The sequence below is a fragment of the Aliiroseovarius subalbicans genome (assembly GCF_022678625.1).
Classification (GTDB): Bacteria; Pseudomonadota; Alphaproteobacteria; order Rhodobacterales; family Rhodobacteraceae; genus Aliiroseovarius_A; species Aliiroseovarius_A subalbicans.
The window spans coordinates 253826-268985 of sequence record NZ_JALBYQ010000003.1 but is presented as its reverse complement, the minus strand read 5'-3'; the positions used below and the strand labels follow the sequence as shown (position 1 = coordinate 268985).

The 15160-nt window shown below is 60.2% G+C and carries 18 protein-coding genes and 1 pseudogene; 11 read left to right on the top strand and 8 right to left on the bottom strand.

From position 1 onward, the window contains the following. Positions 1 to 29: 29 nt before the first annotated feature. From MN188_RS11705 to MN188_RS11695, 3 genes are read left to right on the top strand one after another with little or no spacing between them, the layout of a single operon-like run. A complete protein-coding gene (locus MN188_RS11705; RefSeq protein ID WP_242109262.1) occupies positions 30 to 908 on the top strand; it encodes a ribokinase in 879 nt (292 codons plus the stop codon). Then, on the top strand, positions 905 to 1816 hold the full coding sequence (locus MN188_RS11700) for a D-amino acid aminotransferase (RefSeq protein WP_242109261.1): 912 nt from the start codon (positions 905 to 907) through the stop codon (positions 1814 to 1816). Before MN188_RS11705 ends, MN188_RS11700 begins: the two co-directional genes overlap by 4 nt. Then, entirely contained in the window at positions 1813 to 2517 is a 705-nt protein-coding gene (locus MN188_RS11695) for a sulfotransferase (RefSeq protein ID WP_242109260.1), read from the top strand. The genes MN188_RS11700 and MN188_RS11695 overlap by 4 nt, the downstream gene beginning before the upstream one ends. Here MN188_RS11695 and MN188_RS11690 read toward each other — a convergent pair. From MN188_RS11690 to MN188_RS11675, 4 genes and pseudogenes are all read right to left on the bottom strand, one after another. Then, positions 2507 to 2794: an SCP2 sterol-binding domain-containing protein gene (locus tag MN188_RS11690; RefSeq protein WP_242109259.1), complete on the bottom strand. Its 288-nt coding sequence runs from the start codon at positions 2792 to 2794 to the stop codon at positions 2507 to 2509. The two genes, MN188_RS11695 and MN188_RS11690, sit on opposite strands and share 11 nt — an antisense overlap. 68 nt (positions 2795 to 2862) lie before the next feature. Then, positions 2863 to 3183: pseudogene (locus MN188_RS11685) on the bottom strand (GNAT family N-acetyltransferase); the annotation flags it as partial. A gap of 131 nt (positions 3184 to 3314) precedes the next feature. Continuing rightward, the gene (locus MN188_RS11680) at positions 3315 to 4541 is read right to left on the bottom strand and encodes an argininosuccinate synthase (RefSeq protein WP_242109256.1); all 1227 of its coding nucleotides are present in this window, start codon (positions 4539 to 4541) and stop codon (positions 3315 to 3317) included. Positions 4542 to 4680: 139 nt separating this feature from the next. Further along, positions 4681 to 5310: a hypothetical protein gene (locus MN188_RS11675; protein ID WP_242109255.1), complete on the bottom strand. Its 630-nt coding sequence runs from the start codon at positions 5308 to 5310 to the stop codon at positions 4681 to 4683. Between the two features lie 132 nt (positions 5311 to 5442). Between MN188_RS11675 and ilvA the strand changes: the two genes are divergently transcribed. After that, on the top strand, positions 5443 to 6690 hold the full coding sequence (gene ilvA, locus MN188_RS11670) for a threonine ammonia-lyase IlvA (RefSeq protein WP_242109254.1): 1248 nt from the start codon (positions 5443 to 5445) through the stop codon (positions 6688 to 6690). Here ilvA and MN188_RS11665 read toward each other — a convergent pair. Next, entirely contained in the window at positions 6683 to 6994 is a 312-nt protein-coding gene (locus MN188_RS11665) for an Hpt domain-containing protein (protein ID WP_242109253.1), read from the bottom strand. The two genes, ilvA and MN188_RS11665, sit on opposite strands and share 8 nt — an antisense overlap. A 163-nt stretch (positions 6995 to 7157) precedes the next feature. On the opposite strand from MN188_RS11665, the gene MN188_RS11660 reads away from it, so the two are divergent. Then, on the top strand, positions 7158 to 8435 hold the full coding sequence (locus tag MN188_RS11660; protein WP_242109252.1) for a PP2C family protein-serine/threonine phosphatase: 1278 nt from the start codon (positions 7158 to 7160) through the stop codon (positions 8433 to 8435). Here the strand turns inward: MN188_RS11660 and MN188_RS11655 are convergent. Further along, entirely contained in the window at positions 8423 to 8860 is a 438-nt protein-coding gene (locus MN188_RS11655) for an NUDIX hydrolase (RefSeq protein ID WP_242109251.1), read from the bottom strand. The genes MN188_RS11660 and MN188_RS11655 overlap by 13 nt on opposite strands. Positions 8861 to 8929: 69 nt before the next feature. Between MN188_RS11655 and hslO the strand changes: the two genes are divergently transcribed. The 5 genes from hslO to MN188_RS11630 all read left to right on the top strand — a co-directional run bounded on the left by hslO (position 8930) and on the right by MN188_RS11630 (position 13443). Further along, positions 8930 to 9922: an Hsp33 family molecular chaperone HslO gene (gene hslO, locus MN188_RS11650; RefSeq protein WP_242109250.1), complete on the top strand. Its 993-nt coding sequence runs from the start codon at positions 8930 to 8932 to the stop codon at positions 9920 to 9922. After that, entirely contained in the window at positions 9912 to 10511 is a 600-nt protein-coding gene (locus MN188_RS11645) for a CoA pyrophosphatase (protein WP_242109248.1), read from the top strand. The genes hslO and MN188_RS11645 overlap by 11 nt, the downstream gene beginning before the upstream one ends. After that, complete coding sequence (locus MN188_RS11640; RefSeq protein WP_242109247.1) at positions 10508 to 11665, top strand: CCA tRNA nucleotidyltransferase; 1158 nt, start codon at positions 10508 to 10510, stop codon at positions 11663 to 11665. The genes MN188_RS11645 and MN188_RS11640 overlap by 4 nt, the downstream gene beginning before the upstream one ends. Beyond that, complete coding sequence (locus MN188_RS11635; RefSeq protein WP_242109246.1) at positions 11662 to 12876, top strand: class I SAM-dependent RNA methyltransferase; 1215 nt, start codon at positions 11662 to 11664, stop codon at positions 12874 to 12876. The genes MN188_RS11640 and MN188_RS11635 overlap by 4 nt, the downstream gene beginning before the upstream one ends. A gap of 75 nt (positions 12877 to 12951) precedes the next feature. Beyond that, a complete protein-coding gene (locus MN188_RS11630; RefSeq protein ID WP_242109245.1) occupies positions 12952 to 13443 on the top strand; it encodes a L,D-transpeptidase family protein in 492 nt (163 codons plus the stop codon). Positions 13444 to 13450: 7 nt separating this feature from the next. Here MN188_RS11630 and dalA read toward each other — a convergent pair whose 3' ends face one another. After that, positions 13451 to 13963, bottom strand: a complete 513-nt coding sequence (dalA, locus tag MN188_RS11625; protein WP_242109244.1) for a divisome-associated lipoprotein DalA — start codon at positions 13961 to 13963, stop codon at positions 13451 to 13453. Positions 13964 to 14130: 167 nt separating this feature from the next. Between dalA and MN188_RS11620 the strand changes: the two genes are divergently transcribed. Next, positions 14131 to 14733 (top strand): L,D-transpeptidase, encoded by a 603-nt coding sequence (locus tag MN188_RS11620; protein ID WP_242109243.1) that lies wholly within the window; start codon positions 14131 to 14133, stop codon positions 14731 to 14733. Between the two features lie 69 nt (positions 14734 to 14802). On the opposite strand, the gene trxA is transcribed toward MN188_RS11620, so the two are convergent. Continuing rightward, a complete protein-coding gene (gene trxA, locus MN188_RS11615) occupies positions 14803 to 15123 on the bottom strand; it encodes a thioredoxin (RefSeq protein WP_242109242.1) in 321 nt (106 codons plus the stop codon). Between the last annotated feature and the right edge of the window lie 37 nt (positions 15124 to 15160).

Genomic DNA, 15160 nt, shown 5'->3' with positions numbered 1-15160 from the left:
TGGTCCCCTCCGGAAAAACCGGAGGGGTCATGACCGTCTACAACCTCGGCTCGATCAACATCGACCATTTCTATCGGGTGCCGCATTTGCCGGTGCCCGGTGAAACGCTTGCGGCTATGGACCATTGGACCGGGCTTGGCGGTAAGGGGGCAAACCAATCGGTCGCAGTTGCACAAGCCGGAGCGCCGGTGTTCCACATCGGGGCCATCGGGTCCGATGGCGGCTGGACGGTCACACGCTTGCAGGGATTCGGTGTAACCACGACTCATGTTGCGACGGCCGATAGACCCACCGCACATGCGATCATAAATGTCGATGATGCGGGTGAGAATGCTATCGTTATTTTTCCCGGCGCGAATGTAGAACAGTCTCTAACCCGCCTGGATGCCGCGCTTTCGCAGGCCGCCGAGGGTGATATGCTGATGATACAGAACGAAACCAACCTCCAGGTCGACGCGGCGCGCATCGCACATGAAAAGGGTATGTTCGTGGTCTATTCCGCCGCCCCGTTTCACGCGGATGCGGTTCGTGCGGTACTTCCTTTTGTGGACCTGCTTGTCGTGAACAAGGTCGAAGCCGCTCAGTTGACCCAGGCGCTGGGCGATACGTTTGAGGTGCCCAATCTTCTTGTCACGCAAGGCGCCGAAGGTTCCACCTGGCGCAAACCGGCGGGGGGGCAGGACGTTTTCGTGCCGTCCTTCCCGGTCGATCCAGTGGACACGACCGGCGCGGGGGATTGCTTCATCGGCTACACGGTCGCCGGGCTGGATCAGGGCCTGGATGCCGAGGGCGCGATGCGGCTGGGGGCTGCTGCCGCAGCGATCAAGGTTACCCGCGCGGGCACCGCAGACGCGATCCCGGCGCGCGACGAAGTAGATGCATTTCTGAAAGAAAGAGGACCGCAATGAGCGATCACGTTACCACCCACCAGGCCGAGGAAGATGCGCGAAACGATCAGATCCAGATCTGGCTGAATGGCCGCGTGGTGCCGAAGGCCGAGGCGGTCGTGTCGGTCTATGACAGCGGGTTCATGCTGGGCGACGGGGTCTGGGAAGGGCTTCGGTTGTATGACGGGCATTGGGCCTTCATCGATGAACACATGGACCGGCTGTTCGAGGCCGCAAAGGCCATCGATCTGGATATTGGCATGACGCGCGATCAAGTCATTGCTGCCGTGTTCGAGACACAAAAGGCCAATGGCATGACGACCGACGCCCATGCGCGGTTGATGGTGACACGGGGGGTGAAAACCCGCCCGTTCCAGCATCCGGGTCTGTCGCAACAGGGCCCGACCATCACGATCATCATGGAGCATTCACGCCCCTCGATCCCGCGCCCGATCGCGTTGGCGACCGTGCCGCATATTCGCGGCTTGCCGATGACGCAGGACCCGAAGTTGAATTCGCACAGCAAGCTGAATTGCATCCTGGCCTGTATCGCGGCGGAAAAGGCCGGGGCGGATGAGGGGTTGATGCTGGACGTGAACGGGTTCGTGAACACGACGAATGCCTGCAACTTCTTCATTGTGCGCAAGGGCGCCGTTTGGACCAGCACGGGTGATTACTGCATGAACGGGATCACGCGGCAAAAGGTGATTGACCTGTGCCGCGCGAATGACATCCCGGTTTTTGAGCGCAACTACTCGCTGGTCGATACCTATGGCGCGGAGGAGGCGTTCTTGACCGGCACGTTCGGGGCGCAAACCCCCGTGGGGCAGATCGACGGACGGGAGATCGGAACCGGCCAGATGGGGCCGGTGACGAAACGACTGCGCGACCTGTATAAGGCTCTAATTCAGCAGGAAATGGCGAAATGAAGATTGCGATGTGGTCCGGGCCGCGCAACCTGTCGACGGCGATGATGTATGCGTTCGGCAACCGCGCCGATTGCGCGGTGGTGGATGAGCCGCTCTATGCGGCCTATCTGGAACTGACCGGCATTCCGCACCCGATGCATGATGAAATCCTGGCCGCACAATCGAAGGATCCGGCGCAGGTCATCCGTGGGCTGATGGGTCCAAACCCGGACGGCAAGCCGCATTTCTATCAGAAACACATGACGCAACACATGGTGCACGGCGTGCCGCGAGACTGGATGGCGGATGTGACCAACGTGTTCCTGATCCGCCACCCGGCACGGGTGATCGCCAGCTATGCGGCGAAACGCGAAAACCCCACGCTTGGGGATATCGGGTTCCGGCAACAGGCCGAGTTGTTTGACGAGGTCGGCGGCGTGGTGATCGACAGCCACGACATTCGCGACGGCCCCGAAGCCATGTTGCGCAAGTTGTGCGATGCGATCGGGTTGGACTGGGATGCGGCGATGCTGTCCTGGCCCAAGGGCGGGCACAAGGACGACGGCGTCTGGGCGTCGCATTGGTATGGCTCGGTGTGGAATTCAACCGGGTTCGCTGGGGCCGAGGGGCCGCTGCCCGAGGTTCCTGACGACTTGCAGGACGTGTTGCAGGCGGCATTGCCGTTTTACGAGAGGCTGAAGGCGGTGAAGATCAGCCCTTGAGCAGGGATCCCAGCTTCATGGCCACGGTCGCGTCGCCCGAGATTTTCAACTTGCCCATCATCACGCCCGTCATCGGGTTCAGCTTGCCGGTCAGAAGCTTGGTCAGGTTGTCCTGCGTGATGCGGATGGTGCAGTCGGTGTCCTGATCCTGGGTCGTGGCCTGGGTACCCGACAGGACGATCACGCCGTCATCGCCGCAATCGAATTTCAGGGACCCGTCAAACCCGCCCCCAGGCATGTTGGCGTTGATCCCGTCTGCGATGGCTTGAACTGACATGTGAACCTCTTGTTTGGGTCGGGAATACGGGCGGCGGAGTGCGCGGGCAATGGTGACGTTGCGCGACGTCAGACATCCATGAGGATTTGCCGCTCAGCACCAATCATGATCCCGGTTTGGTGAAACCCAACGCGTTCGTAGAAACCCATGTTGGAGTTCTTGGCGTCGACCACGGATGAGGCGAGCCGGGGCAGCCCCCATTCACGTGCCTGCGCGATGCATTCGGAAATGGCAAACCGACCCACACCGCGTCTTTGGACATCCGCCGATACAAGCAAGCGCCACAAATAGGCCGCGTCCGGGTCTTCGCCTTTGACCAGGTTGCCGTGGTGCGGATGGATCATGGCCATCAGGCCAACGGGCCTGTCGCCGTCGAACAGGCCCCAGACATGCGAGCCGGGTTTCTAGGCCGCTTGCGCAAGGGTAACAGCATTCGGGGCGACCAGGTTTTCCTGATCGCCCCGGACTTTCAGTGAAATCAGGGCATCCACATTATCATGCGTGACGACCCGGCGCTCCATCAGGGCTTGATCCGACGGTTGCGCATCGCGATCAGCTTGAGCCGCAGGGCGTTCAGCTGGATGAAGCCCGCCGCGTCGGTCTGATCATAAGCGCCCATGTCTTCCTCGAACGTCACGTGTTCTTCGGAGTAAAGCGAATGGTCGGACCAACGGCCCACGCAGCGCGCCAGACCCTTGTAGAGCTTCATGCGCACAGTGCCGGTTACGTGTTCCTGGCTGTGGTCGATCGCGGCTTGCAGCATCTCACGCTCTGGCGAGAACCAATAGCCGTTGTAGATCAGCTCGGCATAGCGCGGCATCAGCTCGTCTTTCATGTGCATCGCGCCGCGGTCCATCGTGATCGATTCGATACCACGGTGCGCATCCAGAAGGATCGTGCCGCCGGGCGTTTCATAGATGCCGCGCGACTTCATGCCGACATAGCGGCCTTCGACCAGGTCAAGGCGGCCGATGCCGTGCTTGCCGCCGTATTCGTTCAGCTTGGTCAGGATCGTCGCGGGCGACATGGCTTCGCCGTTGATCGACACCGCGTCGCCGCGCTCAAAGCCGATTTCGATAAACTCGGGCGTGTCCGGCGCGTCTTCGGGGTGGACCGAGCGCTGATAGACGTAGTCGGGCGCATCCTCGGCCGGGTCTTCCAAAACCTTGCCTTCGGACGAGGTGTGCAGCAGGTTCGCGTCCACGCTGAACGGCGCTTCGCCGCGCTTGTCCTTGGCGACCGGGATTTGGTGTTGTTCGGCGAACTCCAGCAGGCGGGTGCGCGACCCCAGATCCCATTCCCGCCAAGGCGCGATGACCTTGATGTCGGGGTTCAACGCATAGGCGGCCAGTTCGAAACGAACCTGGTCGTTGCCCTTGCCGGTCGCGCCGTGGCTGACCGCGTCACCGCCGTGCTCCTCGGCCAGTTCCACCAGACGTTTGGAGATCAGCGGGCGGGCGATCGAGGTGCCCAGCAGATACAGCCCTTCGTATTGCGCATTGGCGCGAAACATCGGGAAGACATAGTCGCGCACGAATTCCTCGCGCAGGTCTTCGATGTGGATGTTTTCGGGCTTGATGCCCAGCAACTCGGCCTTCTTGCGGGCAGGCTCAAGTTCCTCACCCTGGCCAAGGTCGGCGGTGAAGGTGATGACTTCGCAACCGTATTCGGTTTGCAGCCATTTCAGGATGATCGAGGTATCAAGGCCACCGGAATAGGCCAGGACAACTTTCTTGGGCGCGGACATTTTCGTCTCCTACACGGGTTTCTCCGCGCGGTTATCCGGTTTTTTGCGTGAGGGCAAGATTGGCGGGGGGCCGGGGGTGTCGACAAATGCAAAAGAGGCGACCGAATGGCCGCCTCCTGTATTGAGATTTCGCTTCGGGTTAGAGGCCCAGATTGGACCGAAGCTCGGCCAGAGCCGCGTCCGACAGGCTGCGCCCGTCTGTCAATGAGGCCAGCGTGTCTTCCTCGGCCAGAGCGGCCTCGGCGGCAGCCTGAGCGGCTTGCTGCGCTTCGCCTTCAAGGCGGCTCAATTCACTCTCGTGAGCTTGGGCAGCTGCGAGTTCCAGGTCCAGAGCGTCGCGCTCTTCCTGCGAAACCGCTTCGGCCAGGTTGTCGATTTCGGTCTGAATGTCCGAGGAATTGCGACCGGCATAGCCGGCGATCAGGGCATTGATCGCGGCTGCCGAGTCTTCGGCCGTTTGCGCGGCTGCAAGAGCTTCGACCGAGGCATCGCGATAAGCGGCGGCCATTCCGACACGGCTGTTCGGGCTCGCATTGGCCAAGGCCGTTTCGCTGGCATTCGAGGCGTTCGCGCCCTTCAGCTCGCTGCGGATCGACCCACGACCGTTATTGGTCTTTTCGGGGCGCTCTGATTTCCCACGCGCTTTGTCGGATTTGCCGTTTCCAGCGAAGGCGGGTTCTGCGGAAAAGGCCACGACCGAGATGCTTGCGACCGGAAGGGCAAGCGCGATCATGAGTGTCGAGCTGATAAGGCTTCGTTTGAACTGCATTGGGATCTCCATTGGATGCACAGGGGCCTGATAACGGATAGTAAAGGCAAAGATGGAGCAGTTTATAGGCGAAAGTGTGGCAGTGGGGGATCCCCGCTTGCCAGTACGGCGGAAAACCGCAAACTGCGGGGTATGAGCGATTTTACCGACAAGGCGCATGGCGCCGAGCATGAGATACGGGCGTTGTTTCCCGCAACGCCCTTGCAGCGGAACGACCACCTGTCCGCGCGATATGGTGCTGACATCTGGCTGAAGCGCGAAGATTTGTCGCCGGTGCGATCTTATAAGATCCGCGGCGCGCTGAATGCGATGCGCAAGGTGCTGGCCGTCGACCCGAAACGGCGTCTGTTCGTCTGTGCAAGCGCGGGAAATCATGCGCAGGGCGTGGCCTTTGTTGCGCGCCATTTCGGGGTCAGGGCGGTGATCTTCATGCCGGTGACCACGCCGCAGCAGAAGATCGACAAGACGCGGATCTTTGGCGGCGACGCGATCGAGATTCGCCTGATCGGGGACTATTTTGACGACACCCTGGCCGCGGCGCAGGCGTATTGCACAGAGGCGAGCGGGCACTTCTTATCGCCGTTTGACGACGCTGACGTGATCGAGGGCCAGGCCTCTGTGGCCGCCGAGGTGATGACCCAGTTGGGGCATGCGCCGGACATGATCGTGCTGCCTGTCGGCGGGGGTGGCTTGTCGGCTGGCATCACCCGGTATCTGCGGGACGCGTCCCCCAACACTGCGATCCGATATGTCGAACCGGCGGGTGGCGCCAGCTTGGCGGCGGCGTTGCTGTCGGGCAATCCTGTGTCCCTGTCCAAGGTGGACAGCTTCGTTGACGGGGCGGCGGTGGCGCGGATTGGCGCGCTGACTTTTGAGGCTTTGAAAAACACGCCGGTGGATCACGTGCTGGCCGCGCCTGAGGATCGCATCTGCACAACCATTCTGGACATGCTGAACGTCGAAGGTGTGGTGCTGGAACCCGCAGGCGCTTTGTCGATCGATGCGCTGGGCGACTTGGCCGAACAAATTCGGGGCAAAAGCGTGGTTTGTGTCACGTCGGGCGGTAATTTCGATTTTGAGCGGTTGCCAGAAGTGAAGGAGCGCGCGCAGCGGTTTTCGGGTCTGAAAAAGTATTTCCTGCTACGGCTGCCGCAACGCCCCGGTGCGCTTCGCGATTTCCTGGAAATGCTGGGGCCGGACGATGATATCGCAAGATTCGAATACCTGAAGAAGTCCGCGCGCAACTTCGGGACAGTCTTGATCGGGATCGAAACAAAGCTGCCGAAAAACTTCGACCTGTTGTTTGGAAAGCTGAATGAGGCGGGATTCGCCTATACCGATATTACCAACGATGAAACGGTGGCAGAATTCGTCATCTAGTGGCGAAGGCTTGTTTCGACGCTGCATAGGTTTCAAAAACCGGGCCCAGTTGAACATTGTCCGCGTGACCGGTCGCCGCTTGCCGTTCGCCATCGTGGCAGAGCTTCGACAGCGCCTCAAATCCCAGATTTAATGATGAACTTTTCAGGAAATGCAGGTCTTGTTCGAACAATTCCGGCTTTGGATCTCTGCGCAGGCGGTCGATGACCTGTTCGACCTCTTCCAGGAACATTTCGGCCACCTCGGCGAAATCTTCTTCGCCAATTTCATCGCGCAGCTCGTTCACACGGTCCCAGCTTATCATCCTGGCCTCCAGATCAGTTGTGCCACCTTGACCGGCCTGCCTTAACATCACGTTATCCAACCCGCAGATTCAATTGCAATTTTAGCATTAAACGCCTGTTAAACCGCGGTGGGGTAAACCACGGCCTGGACCCACCGGTCTGGTAACGAAAGAAGGTTTTGTCGTGAGTGCTTTGGTCTCACATGAGGCCCCGATCACTGAATCAAGGGGCGAAAGTGCGGTTCGCACGATCCTGGTTGTCGATGACAGCCGGGCGCAACTCCGTGTGCTCAGCGCATCTTTGACCCGGCAGGGCTACCAGGTGATTGAAGCCGGTTCAGGTGGTGAGGCGTTGGCGTGTCTTGAAATCGACGATGTGGACTTGATCCTGAGCGACTGGATGATGCCCGGCATGGACGGGCTGGAACTGTGTCAAGCACTGCGCGATCTTCAGCGCGATACCTATACATATTTCATCCTGCTGACCTCTAAGACCGAAAAGGGCGCGGTGGCCCAAGGGTTGGATGTGGGGGCGGATGATTTCCTGAACAAACCCCCGAACCCAGAGGAATTGCGCGCCCGCATCGCCGCCGGTGACCGCATTCTGCGGATGGAACGGGAGCTTCAGGAAAAGAACCGGCTGGTCAGCACGACGCTTGCCGAAATCAGCGCGCTGTATGAGTCGCTCGATCGCGACCTGATCGAAGCACGCAAGATGCAGCAATCTCTGGTGCGTGAACGGTTCCGTGACTTTGGCACCGCGCAGCTGTCGCTGTTGTTGAAGCCCTGCGGCCATGTTGGCGGGGACCTTGTTGGATTCTTCAAGGCCGGTCCGAACAAGGTTGCGGTCTATTCGATCGACGTATCCGGCCACGGCATCGCCTCGGCGCTTCTGACCGCGCGGCTGGCGTCGTATTTGTCCGACGGGGCGCCCGAACAGAACATCGCATTGGTGCGTGATACCGATGGCACCTATGTGTCCCGTCCGCCGCATGAGGTGGCTATCCTCCTGAACGATCTGATGCTGGAGGAGATGCAATCGGACCTCTATTGCACGCTGCTGTTGGGATGTATCGACCTTGAAACCGGGCGGGTTGATCTCACGCAATGTGGCCACCCGAATCCTGCCATACTGCATGCCGATGGTACGATGGAGTATGTCGGCGAGGGTGGTTTGCCCATCGGCCTTATCCCCGACGCGGACTACGATCAGTTCACGGTTCATCTGTCACCGGGGGACCGGTTGTTTTTCTATTCCGACGGCTTCACCGAATGTGAGAATGATGCTGGTGTCCAGCTGGAGGAAGATGGGCTGGAACGCTTGGTCATGCAAAACGCCGACCTTGATGGCGGCGATTTCTTTGAGGCGCTGGTTTGGGATCTGGACATGTTCTGCGGCAGTCAGGACTTCGGTGATGATCTGTCCGGCACGATGATCGAGTTTCAGCCTCAGCCGAAATAGCGCGCCACAAAGTCCCGATCGCCGTCGTTCGCCAAAATCCGGGCGGCACCGTCGATATCGACCCAGACAGGATCGTGATCCGGTTCCGTTGGTGGTCCCAGTCTGCGCACCGGGCGGGCAACGAAAATGTGGCACAGTTTCTCTGCCCACAGGTCGTATTCCGGCATGAAGGTGAAGCGGCGAAAGGCACCCAGACGACGGGGACGGGCGATACGCCACCCGGTTTCCTCAAACACCTCACGATGCAGCGCGGCAAGCGGGGATTCGCCCGGATCGATCCCTCCGCCCGGCAGCTGGATTTCATCATGTGGGGGCCCCTGATAGGTCAACAGCATCCGACCCCCACGCGGCAGGATTGCATAGACGCCCGGGCGCCGCGTATACCGCCGGCCGGCCTGCACCGATTCGCCAAATCGCCGGATCATCCCTTTTCCCCCAGGTTGCCGCCCCCATATAGACGCGGTATGCCAAGCTGAACACCTTTAGGAAACCCAATGACCCTTGGATCACAGATCGCCTGGGATGACACCATCCTGCCATTTCAACTCGACCGTTCGGACGTGCGCGGGCGGGTGCTGCGCCTGGACGGCGTGCTGGATCAACTTCTGTCGCAGCACGACTACCCTCCGGCGATCGAAGCGCTGGTGGCCGAAGCCGCGATGCTGACCGCGATGATTGGTCAGACGATCAAGATGCAGTGGAAGCTGTCGCTACAAATCCGGGGCAAAGGTGCCGCACGCCTGATCGCCACCGATTACTATGCGCCCGAAGCGGAAGGGGAACCCGCCCGCGTCCGCGCCTGGGCCAGCTATGATGAAGAGCGGCTGGACCCGACCGGCCCGGCGTTTGAGCAAATCGGCGACGGCTTTTTCGCGGTGCTGATCCACCAGGGCGGCGAGCAAAAGCCCTATACCGGTATGACGCCGATCGCCGGCGCGTCCCTGTCCGATTGCGCCCAGACTTATTTCGCCCAGTCCGAGCAATTGCCGACGCGGTTCAGCCTGTCGTTCGGCCGCTCGACCCTGCCCGGTGGCCCGGAAGGCTGGCGCGCGGGTGGCGTGATGTTGCAGCACATGCCGAAAGCCTCGCCCTTTGTCACGGGTGAAGGTGGCTCTGGCGAGGACGGGTTGCTTGAGGCGGTCGACCTTCTGAATGACGGTGATCAGGAGAACTGGAACCGCGCGAACATCCTGTTGGATACGGTCGAGGATCTGGAGCTGGTCGGCCCCACGGTCCAGCCCACCGAACTGCTGGTTCGGTTGTTCCACGAAGAAGAGCCGCGCGTATTTGATCCGCAGGCGGTCAAGTTCGGATGCACCTGTTCCGAGCAAAAGGTTGTCGAAAGCCTGTCGATCTACAGCCAGAAGGACATTGCACACATGACGACCGACGATGGGATCGTCACCGCAGATTGCCAGTTCTGCGGCGCGCATTTCGAATTCGATCCCAGCATGTTGGGGTTTGAGGCCAAGGGCGATGACGGCTGATCCCATTGTCCCCATCCGCGCGGCGTTGGGTCAGCCCGGCGCCACGTCGTCGGATTTCGATCTGAACCCGGATGTTGTGCTGCCCGCGGGGCGCAAGCTGCGGCCTGCGGCGGTTTTGGTGCCGTTCTTGCAGGTGGGGGATGACCTTCGCGTTGTGCTGACCAAACGCTCATCAGCGCTGAAACACCATCCTGGGCAGATCGCCTTTCCCGGTGGAAAGGTCGATGCGGGGGACGCGGATGTTCAGGCCGCAGCCCTGCGTGAGGCCGAAGAAGAGATCGGGCTGCGGCGCGACAATGTCGAGGTGTTCGGCACGCTGCCCAGCCACGAAACCGTGACATCCTTCACCGTCACCCCGGTTTTGGGACGGATTAGAGACGCTTTTGACCCAATTCCCGAAGCAGGTGAGGTGGCGGAAGTCTTCACCGTTCCCTTCGCACATCTGGCCGACCCGGCCCGGTTCAAAGTCGAAAGCCGGATCTGGCAGGGACAGCGGCGGTACTATTACACCGTTCCGTTCGGCCCCTATTACATCTGGGGTGCCACCGCGCGCATTCTGCGCGCCTTGGCCGAGCGGGTGGCGGTATGACGAAGATCGCCTCGGACTGGCTGATCCAACCGCAGGCGCAGGCCGTTTGTGCAATGTTGACCGATGCAGGTCATCAGGCGCTGTTCGTCGGGGGTTGCGTGCGGAACGAACTGTTGGGCGCGCCGATCGCGGACATCGACCTGACCACGGACGCGACGCCGGACCAGGTCATCGAGCTTGCGACGCAGGCTGGGTTCAAGCCGGTTCCGACAGGCTATGACCACGGCACGGTCACTGTGGTTGTCGATCACCACCCGTTTGAAGTCACGACCTTTCGCAAGGATGTCGAAACCGATGGCCGACGTGCGACGGTCGCGTTTGCCAGCCGTGTCGAAGATGACGCGCATCGGCGTGATTTCACCATGAACGCGCTATATGCCCGCCCCGATGGCACGGTGGTTGATCCGCTGAAGGGCCTGCCTGACCTATCGGCGCGGCGGGTGCGGTTCATTGATGATGCAGAACAGCGTATCCGCGAGGATTACCTGCGCATTCTTCGGTTCTTCCGGTTTCACGCCTGGTATGGCGATCCAGAGGGCGGTCTGGATGCGGATGGCTTGGCGGCAGTTGCGGCACATTCGGCCGGAATAGAGACGCTTTCGCGCGAAAGGGTTGGCGCCGAGATGAAGCGGCTGTTGGCTGCGCCTAACCCTGCGCAATCGGTAGCTTCCATGGCGAAAAGCGGTGTTCTGGCCCAGGTTTTGGCAGGGGCAGACGCGCAGTTTCTCCCGATCCTGATCCATGTGGAGCAAGCCAATGGCGTTGCCCCGTCCGCAATGCGGCGACTGGCGTGTCTGGGCGGAGAAGATCAGAAGGACGGACTTCGGTTGTCGAAAGCAGAAGAACGCGACCTGTCGCGGATGCTGGAAGAGATCGGGTCGGGGCGTGATGCGCGTGAACTTGCATACCGATATGGCACCGAGGCTGCGCGGGATATCGCGCTGTTGCGGGCCGCGCTGTCGGATGCGCAGGTTTCCGGGACGCTGGAGCGCGCGCTTGCTCAAGGCGCAGCGGCACAGGGTACCTTTCCGGTGTCCGCCCGCGACCTGATGCCAGACCTGCAAGGCGCTGCGCTGGGCGCGCGTTTGACCGAAATTGAATCACGCTGGATCAAGTCAGGCTTTGCCCTGGACCGGGAGGCCTTGTTGTCATGACCGAAGCGACCATTATGCGATTGGGCCACCTTGGGGACGGGATCGCCGAAGGACCAATCTTTGCCGCGCGCACTCTCCCAGGTGAGGTGATCGAGGGCACGTTGGACGGGGATCGAATTGCCAGCCCCCGCATCTTGACCCCGTCGCCCAACCGGGTTCGGCCGCCGTGTCGGCACGTGAGGGCCTGTGGCGGCTGTGCGATGCAACATGCGGCGGATGATTTCGTGGCCGGGTGGAAATCGGATGTCGTGCGCGCGGCCCTGACGGCCCACGGGATATCGGCGGATTTGGCTGGAATAGAGACGTCTTTACCGCATGAACGCCGCCGGGCGACGATGTCGATGCGGCGCACGAAGAAAGGGGCCTTGGTCGGCTTTCATGCGCCACGGTCCGATGTCCTGACCGCCGTTCCCGATTGCCTTTTGCTGCACCCGGATTTGACCGCGAGTTTTCCTGCGCTTGAGGCGCTGGCGGTTCTGGGTGGGTCGCGCAAGGGTGAAATGAGCGCAACGATCACACAATCGATCGCGGGTGTGGATGTCGCAGTGAACGGTGGTAAACCACTGGATCGACATCTTGAGGTCGGCTTGGCGCAGCTTGCGGGTGAACATGGTTTGGCGCGCCTGGCCTGGGACGGCGAATTGGTCGTGGAACGCCACGCCCCTGTTCAACTGTTTGGCAAGGCGCAAGTGGTACCTCCACCTGGCGCATTCCTTCAGGCCACGAAGTCTGGAGAGCAGGCGCTTTTGACCGTCGTGCGCGATGCGGTTCAGGGTGCGCGGCGCGTCGTTGATTTGTTTGCCGGCTGCGGCACGTTCACCCTTCCGGTTGCCCAAGACAGTGAGGTCCACGCGGTCGAGGGACTTGAGAGCATGATGAGTGCGCTGGATGCCGGTTGGCGCAAGGCGCAGGGGTTGAAGCACGTTTCAACCGAAACGCGCGATCTGTTCCGCCGCCCTTTGCTGCCAGATGAGCTGAACCGGTTTGATGCGGCTATCATCGACCCGCCTCGTGCTGGTGCCGAGGCTCAGATTGCCGAGATTGCGGCTTCAAAACTCACACGTCTGGCGATGGTGTCCTGCAATCCCGTCAGCTTTGCCCGTGACGTCGCCGTATTGCGCGATGCGGGGTTCAAACTGGGCCCGGTTCAGGTGGTTGATCAGTTTCGTTGGTCGACCCATGTCGAAGTGGCAGCGGCGCTTACCCGCTGAAACGTGATCGCCGGGGGCTTTTTCAGAACGTGGGTTTCCTGTATGACCCAAAAAAACAAACGATCGGGCAGCAGTATGCGCATCCTTGTTATGATGGTGGCGGTGGTCGGGCTTTTGGGCCTGGCATCTTGCTCAACCTCAAAAACCTATCGTGGCCCCGCGGTCACCCGCGTCATTGTGCTGAAAGAAGAGCGCAAGCTTTTCCTCATGCACGGTAACACCGCGATTAAATCCTACGATGTGGAATTGGGGTTTGCGCCAGAGGGCGACAAGAGCTTTGAGGGCGATGGGCGCACGCCGGAAGGCCGATATTACATCGACCGCCGCAATCCCAACAGCCTGTTTCACCGCAGCCTGGGCATATCCTATCCCAACCCGCAGGACCGTGCGATTGCATCGTCAAAAGGTCGCAGCGCCGGGGGCGATATTTTCATCCACGGGGGACGTCGGCCGATTGACCCGAAAGGACCCGATTGGACGGCCGGTTGTATCGCTGTGGAAAACAGAGAGATCGAAACGATTTACGCGATGGTGCGCACCGGCACGCCGATCGATATCTATCCTTGAGGCAGACTTAGCTGCCCATCAGCAGTGTCCACCAGATCTTGCCGTTCGATTCCTGATGCCATGCAAACCCCATGTTGGTTGCGCGCGGATCCAGGATCACGTCGCGCGTGTCCTTCTGATCCATCCAGGCGGACAAGGTTTCCAGCTCGGTCTCGAAGGTCTCCGAGATGTTTTCGCCAAGCATGATGCCCGGATAGCCAAGGCGCGCCACACGGTCCAGAGGTGACGACCCGTCGGACCCGAAATGCCAGGGCCGGTTCTGCACAGACATGTCGCGTGCATGGGTGGCGGCGGCGGCGTTCAGTTTGCTGTCAAACGATACCTCGGTTGCCCCGGCAGCCAGTCGTAGCGCGTTGACCGAATCAAGCATGCTGAACTGCACTTTTGACGCATTGCGCGATGAAATCTTGTAAAGCTTGGGCAACGGTTTTCCGTCTGTGCCCATCGGCATTCCTGTCGGCGTATCGCAGGCGGAAAGGCCAATAATTGCGGCAACCAGAACCAAAATCAGTCGTTTCATCGATCATTCACCTAAAGGACAAGTTCCAGCAATTCCTATAGACAGAAGCGTGGCCAATCAAACCCAGACCGGTTGATTCTGGCGAAATGACGCTTGTTTGATTTGCGACTGCGACTTTCGGGTCATATATAACGGTTTATTGAATTTCCTGGTTCCGGAGATGCGAGATGTCGCAGGACGATCAAGACAAGTTTAACCGCCGCGTGTTCCTTGGGACGACGCTAGCTGCCGCTGGCGGTCTGACCATGCCAGCCTTGGCGCAGACCGAGGATTCGACTGAGATTGAGGAAGAGGTGACGGAAACGGTGCGCCGTAACATCTCCAGCTTCCGCTCGCTGGAATGGCGCCCCTATTTCAGCAGCCTGAAAAACGGTGCAATTCTGGTCGATACGACGTCGCGGGCGCTTCATTTCTGGTCCGAGGATGAGGCGATTTACAAGCTCTATCCGTCCTCCGTGCCGCTGACCGAGGACCTGACCCGTCGCGGCCGCACCTCGATCATTCGCAAGGTCGAAGGGCCCAGTTGGTCGCCGACCCCGGCGATGCGCGTTCGCAATCCGGAATGGCCCAGCTATATCCCGCCCGGCCCCGATAACCCCCTGGGAACGCATGCCCTGTATCTGTCGTGGAAGTATTATCGCATCCACGGCACGCACGACACGCGCAAGATCGGGCGTCGGTCGTCGAACGGCTGCATTGGTCTTTACAACGAACATATCGAAGAGTTGTACGGGCTGACCAAACACGGCACACAGGTCCTCTTGATCTGAGCGATACAGGCTGAAACAAAAAAACCCCGCTCATTCGAGCGGGGTTTTTTTTGTTCGCCTGGGGAAAGATCAGATTGCTTCGTCGATCCAACCCTGAAGTGCGGCCTTGGGTGCGGCACCGATCTTGTTCGACACGACCTGGCCGTCCTTGAACAGGAACAGGGCGGGAATGCCGCGCACACCCATTTGGGCGGGGGAGTTCGGGTTCTCGTCGACATTGACCTTCACGATCTTGATTTTGCCGTCATATTCTGCGGAAAGCTCTTCCAGCGCTGGGCCGATCTGCTTGCAGGGCCCACACCATTCGGCCCAAAAATCCACCACGACGGGGATGGACGAGTTGCGGACTTCTTCGTCAAAGGTTGCGTCTGTGACTGCGACAGTTGCCATATCTTGTGCTCCTAGGGAATTATGTGTTGGTGGTGAA

Coding starts and splice junctions, on each gene's coding strand:
- MN188_RS11645 (WP_242109248.1), top strand. CDS start 9,912: ATGACGGCTGATCCCATTGTCCCCATCCGCGCGGCGTTGGGTCAGCCC.
- hslO (WP_242109250.1), top strand. CDS start 8,930: ATGACCCTTGGATCACAGATCGCCTGGGATGACACCATCCTGCCATTT.
- MN188_RS11665 (WP_242109253.1), bottom strand. CDS start 6,994: ATGATAAGCTGGGACCGTGTGAACGAGCTGCGCGATGAAATTGGCGAA.
- MN188_RS11640 (WP_242109247.1), top strand. CDS start 10,508: ATGACGAAGATCGCCTCGGACTGGCTGATCCAACCGCAGGCGCAGGCC.
- dalA (WP_242109244.1), bottom strand. CDS start 13,963: ATGAAACGACTGATTTTGGTTCTGGTTGCCGCAATTATTGGCCTTTCC.
- MN188_RS11620 (WP_242109243.1), top strand. CDS start 14,131: ATGTCGCAGGACGATCAAGACAAGTTTAACCGCCGCGTGTTCCTTGGG.
- MN188_RS11690 (WP_242109259.1), bottom strand. CDS start 2,794: ATGTCAGTTCAAGCCATCGCAGACGGGATCAACGCCAACATGCCTGGG.
- MN188_RS11705 (WP_242109262.1), top strand. CDS start 30: ATGACCGTCTACAACCTCGGCTCGATCAACATCGACCATTTCTATCGG.
- ilvA (WP_242109254.1), top strand. CDS start 5,443: ATGAGCGATTTTACCGACAAGGCGCATGGCGCCGAGCATGAGATACGG.
- trxA (WP_242109242.1), bottom strand. CDS start 15,123: ATGGCAACTGTCGCAGTCACAGACGCAACCTTTGACGAAGAAGTCCGC.
- MN188_RS11700 (WP_242109261.1), top strand. CDS start 905: ATGAGCGATCACGTTACCACCCACCAGGCCGAGGAAGATGCGCGAAAC.
- MN188_RS11630 (WP_242109245.1), top strand. CDS start 12,952: ATGCGCATCCTTGTTATGATGGTGGCGGTGGTCGGGCTTTTGGGCCTG.
- MN188_RS11695 (WP_242109260.1), top strand. CDS start 1,813: ATGAAGATTGCGATGTGGTCCGGGCCGCGCAACCTGTCGACGGCGATG.
- MN188_RS11655 (WP_242109251.1), bottom strand. CDS start 8,860: ATGATCCGGCGATTTGGCGAATCGGTGCAGGCCGGCCGGCGGTATACG.
- MN188_RS11635 (WP_242109246.1), top strand. CDS start 11,662: ATGACCGAAGCGACCATTATGCGATTGGGCCACCTTGGGGACGGGATC.
- MN188_RS11680 (WP_242109256.1), bottom strand. CDS start 4,541: ATGTCCGCGCCCAAGAAAGTTGTCCTGGCCTATTCCGGTGGCCTTGAT.
- MN188_RS11675 (WP_242109255.1), bottom strand. CDS start 5,310: ATGCAGTTCAAACGAAGCCTTATCAGCTCGACACTCATGATCGCGCTT.